Source organism: Jeotgalibacillus sp. S-D1 (assembly GCF_004358665.1).
Taxonomy (GTDB): domain Bacteria; phylum Bacillota; class Bacilli; order Bacillales; family Jeotgalibacillaceae; genus Jeotgalibacillus.
Map to the genome: position 1 here is coordinate 604,554 of NZ_SMZR01000001.1, position 14,946 is coordinate 619,499.

At 40.8% G+C, this 14,946-nt stretch carries 17 protein-coding genes; all 17 read left to right on the forward strand.

Annotation, left to right across the window (positions count from 1 at the left end; all coding sequences use genetic code 11):
- Window positions 1–13 precede the first annotated feature (13 nt).
- The 17 genes from cmk (at window position 14) to E2R51_RS03160 (ending at window position 14,939) form a co-directional block, all read left to right on the forward strand.
- Window positions 14–682 (forward strand): (d)CMP kinase, encoded by a 669-nt coding sequence (cmk, locus tag E2R51_RS03080; protein ID WP_240732984.1) that lies wholly within the window; start codon window positions 14–16, stop codon window positions 680–682.
- Window positions 679–1,260 (forward strand): lysophospholipid acyltransferase family protein, encoded by a 582-nt coding sequence (locus tag E2R51_RS03085; protein ID WP_133375558.1) that lies wholly within the window; start codon window positions 679–681, stop codon window positions 1,258–1,260. Before cmk ends, E2R51_RS03085 begins: the two co-directional genes overlap by 4 nt.
- A 125-nt stretch (window positions 1,261–1,385) precedes the next feature.
- Window positions 1,386–2,528, forward strand: a complete 1,143-nt coding sequence (gene rpsA / locus E2R51_RS03090; protein ID WP_133375559.1) for a 30S ribosomal protein S1 — start codon at window positions 1,386–1,388, stop codon at window positions 2,526–2,528.
- Window positions 2,529–2,546: 18 nt separating this feature from the next.
- Window positions 2,547–3,599: a type 2 isopentenyl-diphosphate Delta-isomerase gene (fni, locus tag E2R51_RS03095; RefSeq protein WP_133375560.1), complete on the forward strand. Its 1,053-nt coding sequence runs from the start codon at window positions 2,547–2,549 to the stop codon at window positions 3,597–3,599.
- Between the two features lie 242 nt (window positions 3,600–3,841).
- Window positions 3,842–5,152 carry a ribosome biogenesis GTPase Der gene (der, locus tag E2R51_RS03100; RefSeq protein WP_133375561.1) on the forward strand — a complete coding sequence of 437 codons (1,311 nt, stop codon included), beginning with the start codon at window positions 3,842–3,844 and terminating at the stop codon, window positions 5,150–5,152.
- 33 nt (window positions 5,153–5,185) lie between these two features.
- Window positions 5,186–6,244 carry an NAD(P)H-dependent glycerol-3-phosphate dehydrogenase gene (locus E2R51_RS03105; RefSeq protein WP_133375562.1) on the forward strand — a complete coding sequence of 353 codons (1,059 nt, stop codon included), beginning with the start codon at window positions 5,186–5,188 and terminating at the stop codon, window positions 6,242–6,244.
- 174 nt (window positions 6,245–6,418) lie between these two features.
- On the forward strand, window positions 6,419–6,616 hold the full coding sequence (locus E2R51_RS03110) for a DUF2768 domain-containing protein (protein WP_133375563.1): 198 nt from the start codon (window positions 6,419–6,421) through the stop codon (window positions 6,614–6,616).
- Between the two features lie 26 nt (window positions 6,617–6,642).
- The gene (locus tag E2R51_RS03115) at window positions 6,643–7,353 is read left to right on the forward strand and encodes a hypothetical protein (protein ID WP_133375564.1); all 711 of its coding nucleotides are present in this window, start codon (window positions 6,643–6,645) and stop codon (window positions 7,351–7,353) included.
- Between the two features lie 116 nt (window positions 7,354–7,469).
- On the forward strand, window positions 7,470–8,948 hold the full coding sequence (gene spoIVA / locus E2R51_RS03120; RefSeq protein WP_133375565.1) for a stage IV sporulation protein A: 1,479 nt from the start codon (window positions 7,470–7,472) through the stop codon (window positions 8,946–8,948).
- Between the two features lie 275 nt (window positions 8,949–9,223).
- Window positions 9,224–9,496 carry an HU family DNA-binding protein gene (locus tag E2R51_RS03125; RefSeq protein WP_133375566.1) on the forward strand — a complete coding sequence of 91 codons (273 nt, stop codon included), beginning with the start codon at window positions 9,224–9,226 and terminating at the stop codon, window positions 9,494–9,496.
- A 269-nt stretch (window positions 9,497–9,765) separates the two neighbouring features.
- Window positions 9,766–10,383, forward strand: a complete 618-nt coding sequence (gene folE, locus E2R51_RS03130; protein WP_133375567.1) for a GTP cyclohydrolase I FolE — start codon at window positions 9,766–9,768, stop codon at window positions 10,381–10,383.
- 29 nt (window positions 10,384–10,412) lie between these two features.
- Window positions 10,413–10,637, forward strand: coding sequence for a trp RNA-binding attenuation protein MtrB (mtrB, locus tag E2R51_RS03135; protein WP_133375568.1), 225 nt, complete (start codon window positions 10,413–10,415; stop codon window positions 10,635–10,637).
- A gap of 250 nt (window positions 10,638–10,887) precedes the next feature.
- Window positions 10,888–11,688, forward strand: coding sequence for a heptaprenyl diphosphate synthase component 1 (locus tag E2R51_RS03140; protein ID WP_133375569.1), 801 nt, complete (start codon window positions 10,888–10,890; stop codon window positions 11,686–11,688).
- A 2-nt stretch (window positions 11,689–11,690) separates the two neighbouring features.
- A complete protein-coding gene (locus E2R51_RS03145) occupies window positions 11,691–12,392 on the forward strand; it encodes a demethylmenaquinone methyltransferase (RefSeq protein ID WP_133375570.1) in 702 nt (233 codons plus the stop codon).
- Window positions 12,393–12,425: 33 nt separating this feature from the next.
- The gene (hepT, locus tag E2R51_RS03150; RefSeq protein WP_133375571.1) at window positions 12,426–13,388 is read left to right on the forward strand and encodes a heptaprenyl diphosphate synthase component II; all 963 of its coding nucleotides are present in this window, start codon (window positions 12,426–12,428) and stop codon (window positions 13,386–13,388) included.
- A gap of 91 nt (window positions 13,389–13,479) precedes the next feature.
- Complete coding sequence (gene ndk / locus E2R51_RS03155; RefSeq protein ID WP_133375572.1) at window positions 13,480–13,926, forward strand: nucleoside-diphosphate kinase; 447 nt, start codon at window positions 13,480–13,482, stop codon at window positions 13,924–13,926.
- A gap of 236 nt (window positions 13,927–14,162) precedes the next feature.
- Complete coding sequence (locus tag E2R51_RS03160; protein ID WP_133375573.1) at window positions 14,163–14,939, forward strand: CheR family methyltransferase; 777 nt, start codon at window positions 14,163–14,165, stop codon at window positions 14,937–14,939.
- Window positions 14,940–14,946 lie beyond the last annotated feature (7 nt).

Below are 14,946 nucleotides of genomic sequence, written 5' to 3' on the forward strand. Positions count from 1 at the left end.
AAATTGGAAAAAAATGAGAATAGCGCTAGACGGACCGGCTGCGGCTGGAAAAAGCACAGTAGCAAAAAAACTGGCTGAAAAACTGGGATTTGTTTATATAGATACCGGAGCAATGTATCGGACCTTAACATACAAAGCGATTATTAATGGAATAGATGTTGAAAATGAGAAGGAATTAAAGGATGTTTTGTTGAATACTATAATAGAGCTTAAACCTGGGGAACATGGCCAGAGAGTTTACCTGGACGGCCGTGAAGTTACGGAGGAAATACGTTCCAACGCCGTAACAAATAACGTTTCCACTGTAGCCAAGCATGCTGATGTCAGAAAAGAAATGGTTGAAAGGCAGCAGCAGCTTGTTGAAAGCGGCGGTATTGTTATGGATGGCCGCGATATTGGCACACACGTAATCCCAGATGCGGAAATTAAGATTTTTATGATAGCAAGTGCAAAGGAAAGAGCAAGAAGACGGTTTGAAGAACACCAGAAACAGGGTATTGAATCAAATATTGATCAGCTGCAGCGTGAAATTGAACAGCGGGACCATCTGGATTCTACCCGAATTGTATCCCCGCTGAAAAAAGCAGAAGATGCAATCGAATTGGATACTACAACAATGGATATCGACAGTGTTGTGGATTCCATTTTATCATTGGTTAGAAAGCGCGGAGGTACATCATGAATTTATATCACTTTGGAAAAGCACTGGTTAAAATTGTTCTGACACCCATTTACCGATTTAAAATTATAGGACGTGAAAACTTCCCAAAAGAAGGCGGAGTTCTGTTGTGTACGAATCATATCAAACTTCTGGACCCTCCTGTAGTGGGCGTCACCACACCAAGACCAGTGTCTTTTATGGCAAAAGAAGAACTGTTTCGTGCACCTGTTTTAAAACAAATACTTCCCAAAGTCAGAGCTTTTCCTGTGAAAAGGGGAATGAGTGATCGTGAAGCGCTTAGAAGAGGGCTGGGATTACTAAAAGAAGGAAATGTTGTTGGGCTTTTTCCAGAAGGAACACGCAGTAAAGACGGCAGTTTAAAAAAAGGACTTGCAGGTGCAGGGTTTTTTGCATTGCGATCTCAGGCAGCAGTTGTTCCCTGCGCCATTATAGGGCCCTATAAGCGTTTCAGAAGATTAAAGGTCGTGTACGGCAAACCTATACCGATGGATGAGCTTAGAGCACGAAGAGCCTCTGCAGAAGAAGCAACTGAACTGATTATGCAGCATGTTCAGTACTTAATTGATAACCATCGATAAAAGTTCTTACTTGACAAACTGTTCAGTTTATTAGAAGTTAGTAGTATATTCTGAATTTATAATTAAAATGTGAATTTTTCACATTTAATATTATTTCAGTAGTCATGGATTAAGGAGGAGTACATATGGCAGAAGACATGAATCATATTGAAGTAAACTCTCTCGAGGTGGGAGACCGTGTGACCGGTACCGTAACGCAAGTGGAGGAAAAACAGGTTCTAGTTGATGTCAGAGACAGCAAGGTTGATGGGATTATTCCAATCAGTGAGCTGTCAAGCCTCCATGTAGAAAAAGCATCGGATGTTGTGAAAGTAGGTGACGAGCTTGAACTCGTCGTTACAAAGGTAGAAGACGAATTACTGGTATTATCAAAACGCAAAGTTGAAGCCGAAAAAGCGTGGGATGAAATGAAACGCCGCTTTGAGGCGGAAGAGGTTTTCGATGCTGAAGTAAAAGATGTGGTAAAAGGCGGTCTTGTTGTTGATCTTGGCGTCAGAGGCTTTGTACCTGCATCATTAGTTGAAGATTATTATGTCGAGGATTTTGAAGATTATAGAGGGAAAAATCTGGCGTTTAAAATCGTTGAACTGGATGAAGAAAAAAACCGTCTGATCCTTTCTCACCGTGCAGTTGTAGAAGGTGAGAAGGCTGAAAAGAAAAAGGCTCTCCTTGAAAGCATCCAGGCGGGTGATGTTTTAGATGGAACGGTCCAAAGAATCACTGATTTTGGAGCCTTCGTTGATATTGGAGGAGTGGACGGCCTTGTCCATATTTCCCAATTGTCCCATCAGCATGTAGAAAAGCCATCGGATGTAGTCGAAGAAGGCCAAAAAGTACAAGTGAAAGTACTTTCAGTAGATCGGGATAATGAGAGAATCTCCCTTTCTATTAAAGAAACACTGCCGGGACCATGGACAGATATTGAAGACAAAGCTCCAAGAGGTTCTGTTTTGGACGGGAAAGTTCGCCGTTTAGTCTCCTATGGTGCTTTTGTTGAAGTATTCCCGGGTGTAGAAGGCCTGGTTCATATCTCGCAAATTTCCCATCAGCACATCGGAACACCTCATGAAGTGCTTTCTGAAGGCCAGGATGTTAAAGTGAAAGTATTAGACGTGAACGTTAATGATCAGCGTTTGTCTCTTTCCATAAAAGAACTGGAAGAGCCGAAAAACGATCGGCGTGAACAATCTTTTGATCTTCCTGAAGAATCTAAAGGATTTCAATTAGGTGAAATGATTGGGGATAAATTAAAAGATCTAAAAAATTAAAATAAAAGGTGAGATCGATTGAGTAGAGCAGAAAGAAAACTCGACCACATTAATTATGCACTGTCCACCGGCGCTTCCGGAGGAGCGGGGTTTGATGATGTAACCTTTGTCCATCAAAGCCTGCCAAATACTGCATTAGATGATATTTCACTTCATATAAAATTGGGCGAACTTCAAGCGAGTTCGCCTTTTTTTATCAATGCAATGACAGGTGGAGGCGGAGCGAAAACTGAGCAGCTGAATAAAGAACTTTCTATTGCAGCCAAAGAAACAGGGCTGATGCTTTCTGTCGGATCGCAAATGGCTGCAATAAAAGATTCAAGTGAGCGTGCATCTTATTCCATTACACGAAAAATGAATCCAAAGGGAATCATTATCGGGAATTTAGGCAGTGAAGCCACAGTGGACCAAGCAAAAATGGCTGTAGATATGCTAGAAGCGAACGCCATTCAAATTCATTTGAATGTCATTCAGGAATTAGCCATGCCTGAAGGGGATCGTTCGTTTTGCGGGGCTCTTGGAAGAATTGAAGCTATTAGTAAGGAATTAGAGGTTCCGGTTATTGTAAAAGAAACCGGATTTGGCATAAGCAGGGAAGCTGCTGTGAAGCTTTCAAATGCTGGAGCATCAGTGATTGATGTGGGTGGTTTTGGGGGTACCAATTTTTCAAAGATCGAAAATCACAGACAAACCCGCGAATTATCGTTTTTTAATCAATGGGGAATTCCCACTGTCCCTTCAATCGTAGAAACTGCTGGATCAGCAGATTGTCCCATTGTTGCTTCAGGAGGGATTCAAAGCAGCCTGGATATTATAAAGGCGATTAGTCTTGGAGCGTCGTCTGTGGGGGTCGCCGGTTTATTCCTTAAGACGTTGATCAATGAAGGCGTTGAAGAATTAATTGATGAAATTAAGTGGATGCAATATGAACAAAAAACAATCATGACTGCACTTGGAGCAAAATCAATTCCTGACCTATGGAATGTACCGCTTGTAATCAGCGGTTCATCTTACCACTGGCTTCATACCAGAGGAATGGAACCGGATCGCTTTGCAAAAAGAAGTCTTTAACGTAATGATCTGCTGATGGCTGTCTAGGCATTGGCAGATTTTTTGCGTTTATCAATTAAAACGGACAGTCTCCTGAATTTGCTTGATTCCTGATTGTTTTTATGCATAATTATTGATACAATTATGCGAGTCATTTTAGAAAAGACAGGACCAACTTGCTGTCTTTTTACGGTAGTGTTATGTGGAAACGTACGGTTTGATATACTATAGTTAAGTTGGATTAGAGAGAAAGGGTGAACGTCATGGCAAAGCCAGTCGTTGCAATAGTTGGGCGTCCCAATGTAGGGAAATCGACTATTTTTAACAGAATTGTTGGAGAAAGAATCTCCATTGTAGAAGACATACCTGGAATTACAAGAGATCGTATTTATAGCAGTGCTGAATGGTTAACTCATGATTTTAATATTATTGATACTGGCGGTATAGAGATTGGTGACGAACCGTTTTTGGAGCAGATTCGTCAGCAGGCAGAAATTGCGATAGACGAAGCTGATGTAATCATCTTCATGACTAACGGCAGGGAGGGAGTTACGTCTGCTGATGAGCAGGTAGCTAAAATTCTCTATCGTTCAAGCAAGCCAATTGTCCTTGCCGTTAACAAGGTGGATAATCCTGATATGAAGGATCAGATTTATGATTTTTATTCATTGGGATTTGGTGAGCCATATCCGATTTCCGGTTCACATGGGCTTGGCCTTGGAGACATGCTTGATGCAGTGGCTCAAAGCTTCAGGCCTCAGGATGAAGCTGTATACGGGGATGAAGTCATTAAGTTTTCACTTATTGGCCGTCCAAATGTAGGCAAGTCTTCCCTGGTAAATTCACTGCTCGGTGAGGAGCGCGTCATAGTTAGTGATGTAGCTGGAACCACACGTGATGCAATTGATTCTCCTTACAAATATGATGGCCAGGAATATGTCATTATTGATACAGCGGGAATGCGGAAAAAAGGGAAAGTATATGAGACAACTGAAAAATACAGTGTGTTGCGCGCCCTTCGTGCGATTGAGCGTTCAGATGTTGTATTAGTCGTTTTAGATGCAGAAGAGGGCATTATCGAACAGGATAAAAAAATAGCTGGATATGCTCATGAAGCTGGCCGTGCTGTTGTCATTGTAGTGAATAAGTGGGATGCAGTGGTCAAAGATGATAAAACGATGGATCGTTTTGAAAAGAAAATCCGCGATCATTTCCAATTCCTGGATTACGCGCCTGTCGTCTTTCTTTCTGCATTAACGAAGAAAAGAATTCATACCGTTCTGCCGGTTATTAATATGGCAAGCGAAAATCATGCAATGCGAGTTCAGTCCAGCATCTTAAATGAAGTGGTGATGGATGCAGTAGCAATGAATCCTACCCCTACTGATAACGGAAAACGACTTAAAATCTTTTATGCAACTCAAGTGGCAGTCAAGCCGCCTACTTTTGTCATTTTTGTTAATGAACCGGAATTAATGCATTTTTCTTATGAGCGCTTTTTGGAAAATCGCATTAGAGAAGCGTTTGGCTTCGAAGGGACGCCAATACGTTTAATTTCCAGAGCAAGAAATTAATTGAGCTTTCTTTAAATAGAGAGGAGCATATAAATGATGAAATCAAAAAGCGTTGCAGTTTTGGGTGCTGGAAGCTGGGGTACTGCACTCGCTCTAGTCCTGGGAGATAATGGGCATGATGTCCGGTTATGGACGCATAATCCAGACCAGGCAGTTAGCATAAATGACACCAGGGAAAATGCACGCTACTTGCCAGGTGCTGAGCTTCCTTCTTCGATAACTGCATTTTCCGACCTTAAGCAGGCAATAGCAGATGTTGAAACGATTGTTTTTGCTGTCCCAACGAAAGCGATGCGCGAGGTAGCCGGAAAAGTTGAAGAAGTCTGCGACGGTCCCAAAACGATTGTTCACGTAAGTAAAGGGATTGAACCCGATACACATTTGCGGATTTCTCAAATTTTGGAGCAGATTTTATCTGACCGCACAATGTCCAGTTTAGTCGTGCTTTCCGGTCCAAGCCACGCTGAAGAAGTTGTTAAGCGGCATCCTACTACCGTAACGGCGGCTTCCGATAATTTGCAGGCTGCAGAGTCCGTGCAGGATCTTTTTATGAATCATCATTTCCGTGTCTATACAAATACAGATGTGATTGGTGTTGAAATTGGTGCTGCTTTAAAAAATATTATTGCATTAGCAGCGGGTATCACAGACGGACTGGGCTACGGGGATAATGCAAAAGCCGCTTTAATTACCAGAGGTCTTGCTGAAATTGCCCGGCTTGGGACAACCCTTGGCGCCAATCCATTAACGTTTTCCGGATTGACTGGCATCGGTGATCTCATTGTTACCTGCACAAGTGTCCATTCAAGGAATTGGCGGGCTGGCAATATGCTGGGCAAAGGCAAAAAGCTGGATGAGGTACTTAATGAGATGGGCATGGTTGTAGAAGGCGTCAGAACCACCAAGGCTGCTTATCAAATGGCTTTAAAGCATGAGGTGTCGATGCCGATCGCACAAGCTCTCCACAGGGTTTTATTTAATGATGTAGATCCGAAAGAAGCAGTTGATCAATTAATGTCCAGAATGAAAACTCATGAGATGGAAGACCTGGTCAATATTCTTGGGGAACAAAAGGAAACTGAGGGCATGTAGCTCTCAGTTTTTGCGTGTTCAAAGTGCCATGTACATGCATCGAATTTATGAACGTTTTAGGAACGATTTTTATTTTTAATGGAGACTTATTCTCTTATGCTATAATTTGATTTAAATGCTCAATTATCGGAAGATAAATAACGCGTAAGTGGTTTTTTGAGGAGTGAAAAATTTATGTCAGCTTTAACGAAAATGTGGATTTCATTTGGATCAATGGGCTTTATGTTTTTTGCCATTATCAGCATCTATTTGAGCCGTTATAAAATGTCCAATAAGATCTTAAAATTTATTACCGCGCTTATTGCTTATGTTCTCATGATTTTAGCAGGACTGATTATGATTTTTGTGGTATTCAGCGGACCGACATTATAGTGGCAGTGTCTAAGGAGTGTAGCGCTTTGAAGAAAGTAAGTAAAATATTTGTGTTGTTGACGGTTGTTTTGCTGTCAGGATGTATGTTTCCTGCCCAGCAAAATGCAGAAAATGAAATTCCATATGATGATCAAATCGCGGTGGTGCAGCAAGCAGTTGATGCTTTTCAAGAAGAATCCGGCGGTCTTTTGCCAATAAAAACAACAGAGGAAGATACTCAGATTTTTCGAAAGTATTTAATTGATTTTTCGAAGATAAAACCCCGATACATGGATCAGCTCCCTGGAAATGCCTATGAAAATGGCGGAGTGTTTCAATATTTACTGATGGATGTAGAGGAAGATCCTACTGTTTATATTTTTGATTTGCGTATTGCCGAAGAGATCCGGACGATGCAGGTTAAAATACAGGCAAATAGAGGGATTCCTTTTAAAGAGCCGCTTGGTGGGAATTTATATACGATTGATTATAAGAAATTGGGATATAAAGAAGAACCTACTGTTCAAAGTCCCTTCACTAATAAAGAATTGCCGCTAATAGCTGACGGTAACGGAACAATTTATGTGGATTATATTACAGATCTTTACCAGGTTTCACAGGAAAGCAACATAGATCCTGGGGAGATCGTGGAAGATATCCGCTCTATACTGTATGAAGAATCGGTTTTTGTTCCTGCTTACTCCCCTTTATACGAAGTAAATGAACAAAATGAAATTGATTATGCAGATCAATCATAGCATTAGCTGATGAGTACGAAGTTAAATTCGCACCCATCAGCTTTTTTTTGTTCTGAAAAATGCATGTCCTCATACACTAATTATGCGAAGAATGTTCGAAAAGAGGGGGCGCTTTAATGGAGAAGCAAAACGTGTTTGAACATATAGCAGAACGTACAGGTGGAGACATTTACATTGGTGTAGTTGGTGCTGTGCGTACTGGCAAATCGACATTTATAAAAAAAATGATGGAGCTCGCAGTCATCCCTCATATGACTCATGAGGCTGAACGCAATCGTGCCCAGGACGAATTGCCGCAAAGCTCTGCAGGCCGGACGATTATGACTACTGAACCTAAGTTTGTACCGAATCAAGCAGTAACCATTCAGGTAGTAGACGGGCTGGAAGTTAATATCCGGATGGTTGACTGTGTAGGATATACGATTCCAGGTGCAAAAGGACATGAAGATGAATACGGACCAAGAATGGTTCATACACCATGGTACGAAGAGCCTATTCCTTTTCATGAGGCAGCAGAAATTGGTACAAGAAAAGTAATTCAGGATCATTCCACTATCGGAGTGATGGTGACAACAGACGGCACAATAGGTGAAATTCCGAGAGAAAGCTATGTAGATGCAGAAGAAAGAATTGTTGCGGAACTGAAAGAGGTTGGAAAGCCTTTTATAATGGTGCTGAACAGTGCTCGGCCGCACCAGTCAGAAACGGATCAGCTGAGAAAAGAACTGCAGCTGAAATACGATATCCCAGTAATAGCAATGAGTGTAGAAAGCATGAGGGAAACGGATGTTTTAATGATTTTAAGAGAGGCATTATATGAATTCCCTGTGCTTGAAGTGAATGTCAATTTACCTAGCTGGGTAATGGTTCTAAATGAACGACACTGGCTGAGAGAGCATTTTCAGGAAGCTGTGACAGAAGTAGTTCATGACATAAAAAGACTGCGGGATGTCGACCGTGTAGTGAGGCAGTTTGAAGAGTTTGAACATGTGCAGGAAGCAAGTCTGGCGGGTATGGATATGGGTCAGGGAATAGCCAATATTGATTTAAGAGCTGCAGATCATTTGTTTGAAGAGATTTTGCATGAAATGATTGGTGAACGGGTAACCACCAAAGATCATTTTCTGGAATTGATTCAGGACTATTCTCATGCAAAAAAGGAATACGATCAGTTTGCTGATGCTCTGACCATGGTCCGTCAGACCGGCTATGGAATAGCTGCACCTGTACTATCTGATATGAGCCTGGATGAGCCGGAAATCATACGGCAGGGAGCGCGCTATGGTGTCCGATTAAAAGCTGTGGCACCGTCGATTCACATGATTAAAGTAGATGTAGAATCAGAATTCTCTCCAATTATTGGAACAGAAAAACAAAGCGAAGAGCTAGTTCATTATCTGTTACAGGATTTTGAGGATGATCCGCTCTCGATTTGGAGCTCGGATATTTTTGGAAGAAGCTTAAGTTCAATCGTACGTGAAGGGATTCAGTCAAAACTCGCTATCATGCCGGAAAATGCACGCTACAAACTGAAAGAAACCTTAGAACGTGTGATTAATGAGGGTTCCGGCGGAATGATTGCGATTATTTTATAAAGTAAATACATGGAGGCAGCCTTTGAAAAAAAGGCTGTCTTTTAGCGTTTTTGGGTAAAATATAAGGAATTAAGCAGAGTTTGCCAATATTTATTGTTTAATTCTTGCTTATGTATTTTTTATATGATAATCTTTTAACAGAATTGATCTTGAACATTGATTCTATGGGCTTTACCGCGATTCTTGCATAAGAATTACGCATGTTTAAGTTGAAAAATGTTCACGAAGTAAGAAACTTGCCCATGTAAGATTTATTTTGTGAGGAGGTGATTGGTGTGAACAAGACAGAACTAATCAACGCAGTAGCAGAAACAGCTGAACTTTCTAAGAAAGATGCAACGAAAGCTGTTGATGCTGTATTCGATACAGTTCAGGACGCTCTTGCTCAAGGAGACAAAGTACAACTTATTGGCTTTGGTAACTTTGAAGTACGTGAGCGCGCTGCCCGTAAAGGCCGCAACCCGCAAACTGGTGAAGAAATCGAGATTGCAGCAAGCAAAGTTCCTGCATTCAAACCAGGTAAAGCGCTTAAGGATTCTGTAAAATAAATACATACCTTTCGCGTATTTGAAAGACCGCACATTTTGTGCGGTCTTTTTTTACTTTACTTTGTTAAACCGGTTGTTGGTAGCTGCAGATAGTTGAAATCAACAACGGCATTTAACAAAGCTTTATAGACTGAACTTTACATAAGCAAATTTAGCTTTTTTTAAGCAATAGGTTTTGCGCAAGCTTATATGCGTATGCTAATATGAAGAGAATGCATACACAGATAAACATTGAATCAGATGTATAGTCAAGGTAGGAGGATCTGGAAATGGATCATACGCAAGAAAATCAAACAACAGTTGCCTTAACTGACCAAAAAAATAAAGTGAACAGACCAAAAATAGAGGAAGCAATTACGATGCTTCTTGAAGCAGTGGGGGAAGACCCAACTCGCGAAGGTCTGCTGGACACACCAAAACGGGTGGCCAAAATGTATGAAGAAATGTTTGAAGGTTTACACATAGATCCTAAAGAATATTTTAACACTGTATTCAATGAAGATCATGAAGAGTTAGTTTTTGTTAAGGATATTCCTTTTTACTCCATGTGCGAACACCATTTGGTACCTTTTTTTGGAAAGGCACATGTAGCATACCTGCCTAAAGACGGGAAAGTAACGGGGTTAAGCAAATTGGCGAGAGCGGTGGAATCTACAGCACGCCGTCCCCAGCTGCAGGAAAGAATCACCTCCACTGTAGCGGATGCCATAATGGAAATGCTGGCGCCTCATGGCGCAATGGTAATTGTTGAAGCTGAGCATATGTGCATGACGATGAGAGGGGTAAAAAAACCCGGAGCCATGACCGTGACGACTGCTGCAAGAGGGATTTTTGAAAAAGAAGCGATCAGACGCAATGAAGTATTGGCTCTTATGAAAATGCGCTGATTTGAATTAGTATGAAAGGGTCTGAGAATATGTCCAACAGCAAGGATTTTTTTAGCATTAAAGCGCTTGAAGATGGTGTGAATGTTATCGGCTTAACCAGAGGCACCGATACAAAGTTTCATCATTCTGAAAAGCTGGATAAAGGTGAGGTTATGATAGCTCAGTTTACGGAGCATACCTCAGCGGTCAAAATCAGAGGAAAAGCAACGATTTTAACCAGCAATGGTGAAGTGGAAAGTGAATCGAGAAAGTAAAGAATGATTGGGGTGAGGTCGGCGCAGAGAAAAGTCTCTCGCTGACTTTTTTCCTGTAGTGCATTTTGCTGGCGCTTCAATTATATTTATGCGTGAAGCGTGATAGCAACCATGCCAAACGTTGTGTTATAATCATATGTGTTAAATTTTCTAGTAATAAATATAAAAGTTTTTGCCTTTATATAAGCATACATAACGAATGATCTTCAGAACGCTCTGAAGGAAGAATATTGGAAATGGGGAGAAAGCGATGAACGTTAAGGATACTAATCGTTGGATGGAAGAAACCCTCCAGCATATAAATAACCAAATTCATCATCCGTATCTCCATGATTCTATTGGAGCGCCTGATTTTGATGAAAACCGGCTTTCTTTGCTTCTTTTCCCCTATCAGATCAGAGGGAATTATTCCGTTCAGGACAAGTCATATGTATCAACAGCCATGCTTATTCAAACGGCGTTGGATACTCATGAAAAAGTTTCTGATGACCAGACAGGTTCGCTGCGAATTCGCCAGCTGACCGTGCTGGCAGGGGATTTTTACAGCGGTCTTTACTACCGCACACTTGCTCAAATGCCGGATATTGAGTTGATTCGTCGAATTGCTCATGCGATACAGGAGATAAACGAACATAAAATTGATATTACCTCAAACATGCCAGCATTAATTGATTCCGTTATTTTCAGTTTAACAAAAATTGAAAGTGCCATTATTACCGAGCTTTTCAAACATAACGGATTTGACGAGTATGTAATTCTGGCAGAGGATCTGCTGGTGCTGCACCGTTTAATTAAAGAAGAGATCCAATATTCTTCCTCAGGCACCTCAATTTTATTTTCACATTTAGAAAGAACACTGCCAAAAACTACGTCATTATTTAGAGAAAAGCAGCTGATGGATCTTTACTTTGATCTTGTTCTGCACAAAAAAGAACAAATCTTTCGGAGACTGGATGAATTGAATATTCCAGTCAATTCACTAAAAGGACCAATTTTCTCTGTTTTGCACTCTTCAATTGAACGCCCGAAAATTTATGCAGAGGAAGGGTAAATATGCAGCCATCAAAAGAGCAAAAAGTACACAATGTATTTGAAAAAATCTATAGTCAGTACGATAAAATGAATGCGGTTATCAGTTTTCAGCAGCATGTGAAATGGCGCAGCTATACGATGAAGAAGATGAATGTTCAAATAGGGGCTGAAGCGCTTGATGTATGCTGCGGTACAGCCGACTGGACAATCGCGCTGGGCGAGGCAGCCGGTCCGGAAGGCAAAGTCATCGGTTTGGATTTTAGCAAAAATATGCTCAAAGTAGGACATGAAAAAGTCCAGTCCTATCCCCAAATTTCCCTGGTACATGGGAATGCAATGGAATTGCCGTATGAAGATAATTCTTTTGATTATGTAACAATAGGGTTTGGTTTGCGCAATGTTCCAGACTACCTTCAGGTGTTGAAGGAAATGAACCGGGTGCTTAAACCCGGCGGAATGGCGGTCTGTCTTGAAACATCTCAGCCGACGTTGCCTGTGTTTAAACAGGGTTATTATCTTTATTTTAAATTTATTATGCCGTTATTTGGAAAAATCCTTGCCAAAAGCTATGAAGAGTATTCATGGCTTCAAGAATCAGCTAAAGACTTTCCGGGAATGAAAGAACTTGCCCGATTATTTGAACAGGCAGGTTTCGGCGCTGTAGAATATAAGCCATTTAGCGGCGGTGTCGCTGCGATGCATATAGGGTATAAAAAGGCATAAAAAGATAAAAAACGGTAACTAGGTGGAAATAGGATGAAACTCAAAATGCTGTATTCGTTCCTGAAAACGGATATCGAAGAAATCGAAAAGGAATTAAACCTTGCTATTGATTCAGAGACTTCATTATTAAAGGATGCATCCCTTCATTTGCTTCAGGCAGGTGGAAAACGGATTCGGCCTGTTTTCGTGCTTCTTGCTGCGAAGACAGGTGAATACGATATCCATGTGATTAAAAATGTAGCAGTGGCATTGGAACTCATTCATATGGCATCTTTGGTCCATGATGATGTAATTGATAATTCTGAATTGAGACGTGGACGTACAACAATCAAAGCAGAATGGGATAACCAGGTTGCGATGTATACAGGGGATTATATGTTTGCACGTGCGTTGGATTATATGACTGTTATTGAGCAGCCAGTTGCTCACCAAATATTGTCACAGGCTATCGTAGAACTATGCATCGGTGAAATTGCACAAATTGAAGACAAGTACCGTTTTGATCAGTCGCTCCGGGACTATCTCCGCAGAATCAAAAGAAAAACAGCCCTATTAATTGCAGTGAGCTGCCAGCTGGGGGCCATAGCAGGAAAAGCACCGGAAGAAGTACATACCCGTTTGTTCCGCTTTGGCTATTATGTAGGCATGGCTTATCAAATTACGGATGATATATTGGATTTTACTTCAACAGAGGCTGAATTGGGCAAGCCTGCAGGCGGAGATCTGCTCCAGGGAAATGTGACCCTCCCGGTTTTATATGCATTAAAAAATCCCCGGTTGGCGGAAAGAATTACACTGGTACATGAAAATATGCCTAAAGATGAAATGGCCAGATTAATTGGTGATATTCTAACTACTGATGCTATTTCTAAGTCATCTGACTTAAGCCAGCGTTATTTAAAAAAGGCGCTAAATGAGTTAGATCAACTCCCTACTTCAAAAACAAAAAAATCCCTTCGTGACATTGCGCTATTTATTGGAAAAAGAAAGTATTAATTTGGAATGAAAACGTTGCCAAATGTCGTGATGAGTGATAATCTTTTAAAGGGTCGTTATGGCTCATCATACATAATTGGGGGAATAAAAAGTGGAAAAAACTTTTTTAATGGTTAAACCGGATGGCGTTCAGCGCGGACTTATTGGAGATGTGGTAAATCGTTTTGAGAAAAAAGGATTCAAACTCTCGGCAGCTAAATTGATGGTTATCTCAGATGACCTTGCAAAACAGCATTACGGAGAACATGCTGAACGTCCATTTTTTGGCGAACTCGTCGATTTCATTACATCCGGACCTGTGTTCGCAATGATATGGGAAGGCGAAGATGTCGTTAAAACCGCCCGCCACATGATGGGTTCAACTAAGCCCAGTGAGGCTGCACTTGGCACAATTCGTGGAGATCTTGGATTAACCGTCGGAAAGAATATTATTCATGGTTCTGATTCTCTTGAGAGTGCAGAACGTGAAATCAGCTTATTCTTTGGCAGTGATAACGTTTCTTCATACAACAAATCAATTGAAGAATGGATTTATTAAAAAGCGCCTATTGGTGCTTTTTTTTTGACTGTCAAAACATTATCCTTCTCAAAGGTCCGGTTCATGCAGGGCTAACTGCACTCAAGGAACCGTAATGACGAGTCATACTATGTCGCTCTGTGCTGTGCTATATATCACCATTGTTCTTTACCAATTCTAAAAAAACATTGGAAACCCTGTCATTCTTTTTTATACTTTATATATTGGATATTTATACAAAGGCGGGGGAGCAGCCAATGTCAGATGATTATTCAAATTTTATTCAAATTATCAAACAGCAAACAGGGATTGATTTATCTTTGTATAAAGAGGCGCAGATGAAAAGGCGCTTAACTTCACTTTATGAGAAAAGGGGACACTCCTCATTTATGGGCTACTATGATGCCATAAGCTTTAATGAATTATTTTTTAAAGAGTTTTTAGAACGAATTACGATTAATGTATCAGAGTTTTATCGCAACCCTCAAAGGTGGGAAGCGCTTGACAACAGGATTCTTCCCAATCTATTAAAAGGAAAACCTAAACTTGCAGCATGGAGTGCAGGCTGCTCCACCGGAGAAGAAGCTTACTCGCTGGCAATGATTATGTCAAAGCGCACGTCATTAACTAATGTTTCGGTTCTTGCTACCGATATAGACGAAAATGCCTTGCAAAAAGCAAAAATGGGTTTATATTCCAATAGGCTGCTGACCGACTTACCGGAGTCTTTTAAAGAAAAATATTTTATTAAACAGGGCATGTTTTATAAACTCTCCAATGAACTAATTAACCAGGTCATTTTTGACCGGCAGAATATTCTTACGTCAACTTTTAACAGTCAATTTGACCTAATCGTTTGCCGGAATGTTATGATTTATTTTACGGAGGAAGCAAAATATCTCTTATATCAAAAATTAAGCGATGCTCTTTCGCCGGGAGGCATATTATTTGTGGGAAGCACCGAACAAGTTGTAAATCCATCTAAATACAGGCTTTCAGTAGTTGAACCATTTTTTTATCGCAAGCAGTCATGAGTTTCAA

Coding starts and splice junctions, on each gene's coding strand:
- cmk (WP_240732984.1), top strand. CDS start 14: ATGAGAATAGCGCTAGACGGACCGGCTGCGGCTGGAAAAAGCACAGTA.
- E2R51_RS03085 (WP_133375558.1), top strand. CDS start 679: ATGAATTTATATCACTTTGGAAAAGCACTGGTTAAAATTGTTCTGACA.
- rpsA (WP_133375559.1), top strand. CDS start 1,386: ATGGCAGAAGACATGAATCATATTGAAGTAAACTCTCTCGAGGTGGGA.
- der (WP_133375561.1), top strand. CDS start 3,842: ATGGCAAAGCCAGTCGTTGCAATAGTTGGGCGTCCCAATGTAGGGAAA.
- E2R51_RS03105 (WP_133375562.1), top strand. CDS start 5,186: ATGATGAAATCAAAAAGCGTTGCAGTTTTGGGTGCTGGAAGCTGGGGT.
- E2R51_RS03110 (WP_133375563.1), top strand. CDS start 6,419: ATGTCAGCTTTAACGAAAATGTGGATTTCATTTGGATCAATGGGCTTT.
- spoIVA (WP_133375565.1), top strand. CDS start 7,470: ATGGAGAAGCAAAACGTGTTTGAACATATAGCAGAACGTACAGGTGGA.
- folE (WP_133375567.1), top strand. CDS start 9,766: ATGGATCATACGCAAGAAAATCAAACAACAGTTGCCTTAACTGACCAA.
- mtrB (WP_133375568.1), top strand. CDS start 10,413: ATGTCCAACAGCAAGGATTTTTTTAGCATTAAAGCGCTTGAAGATGGT.
- E2R51_RS03140 (WP_133375569.1), top strand. CDS start 10,888: ATGAACGTTAAGGATACTAATCGTTGGATGGAAGAAACCCTCCAGCAT.
- E2R51_RS03145 (WP_133375570.1), top strand. CDS start 11,691: ATGCAGCCATCAAAAGAGCAAAAAGTACACAATGTATTTGAAAAAATC.
- hepT (WP_133375571.1), top strand. CDS start 12,426: ATGAAACTCAAAATGCTGTATTCGTTCCTGAAAACGGATATCGAAGAA.
- E2R51_RS03160 (WP_133375573.1), top strand. CDS start 14,163: ATGTCAGATGATTATTCAAATTTTATTCAAATTATCAAACAGCAAACA.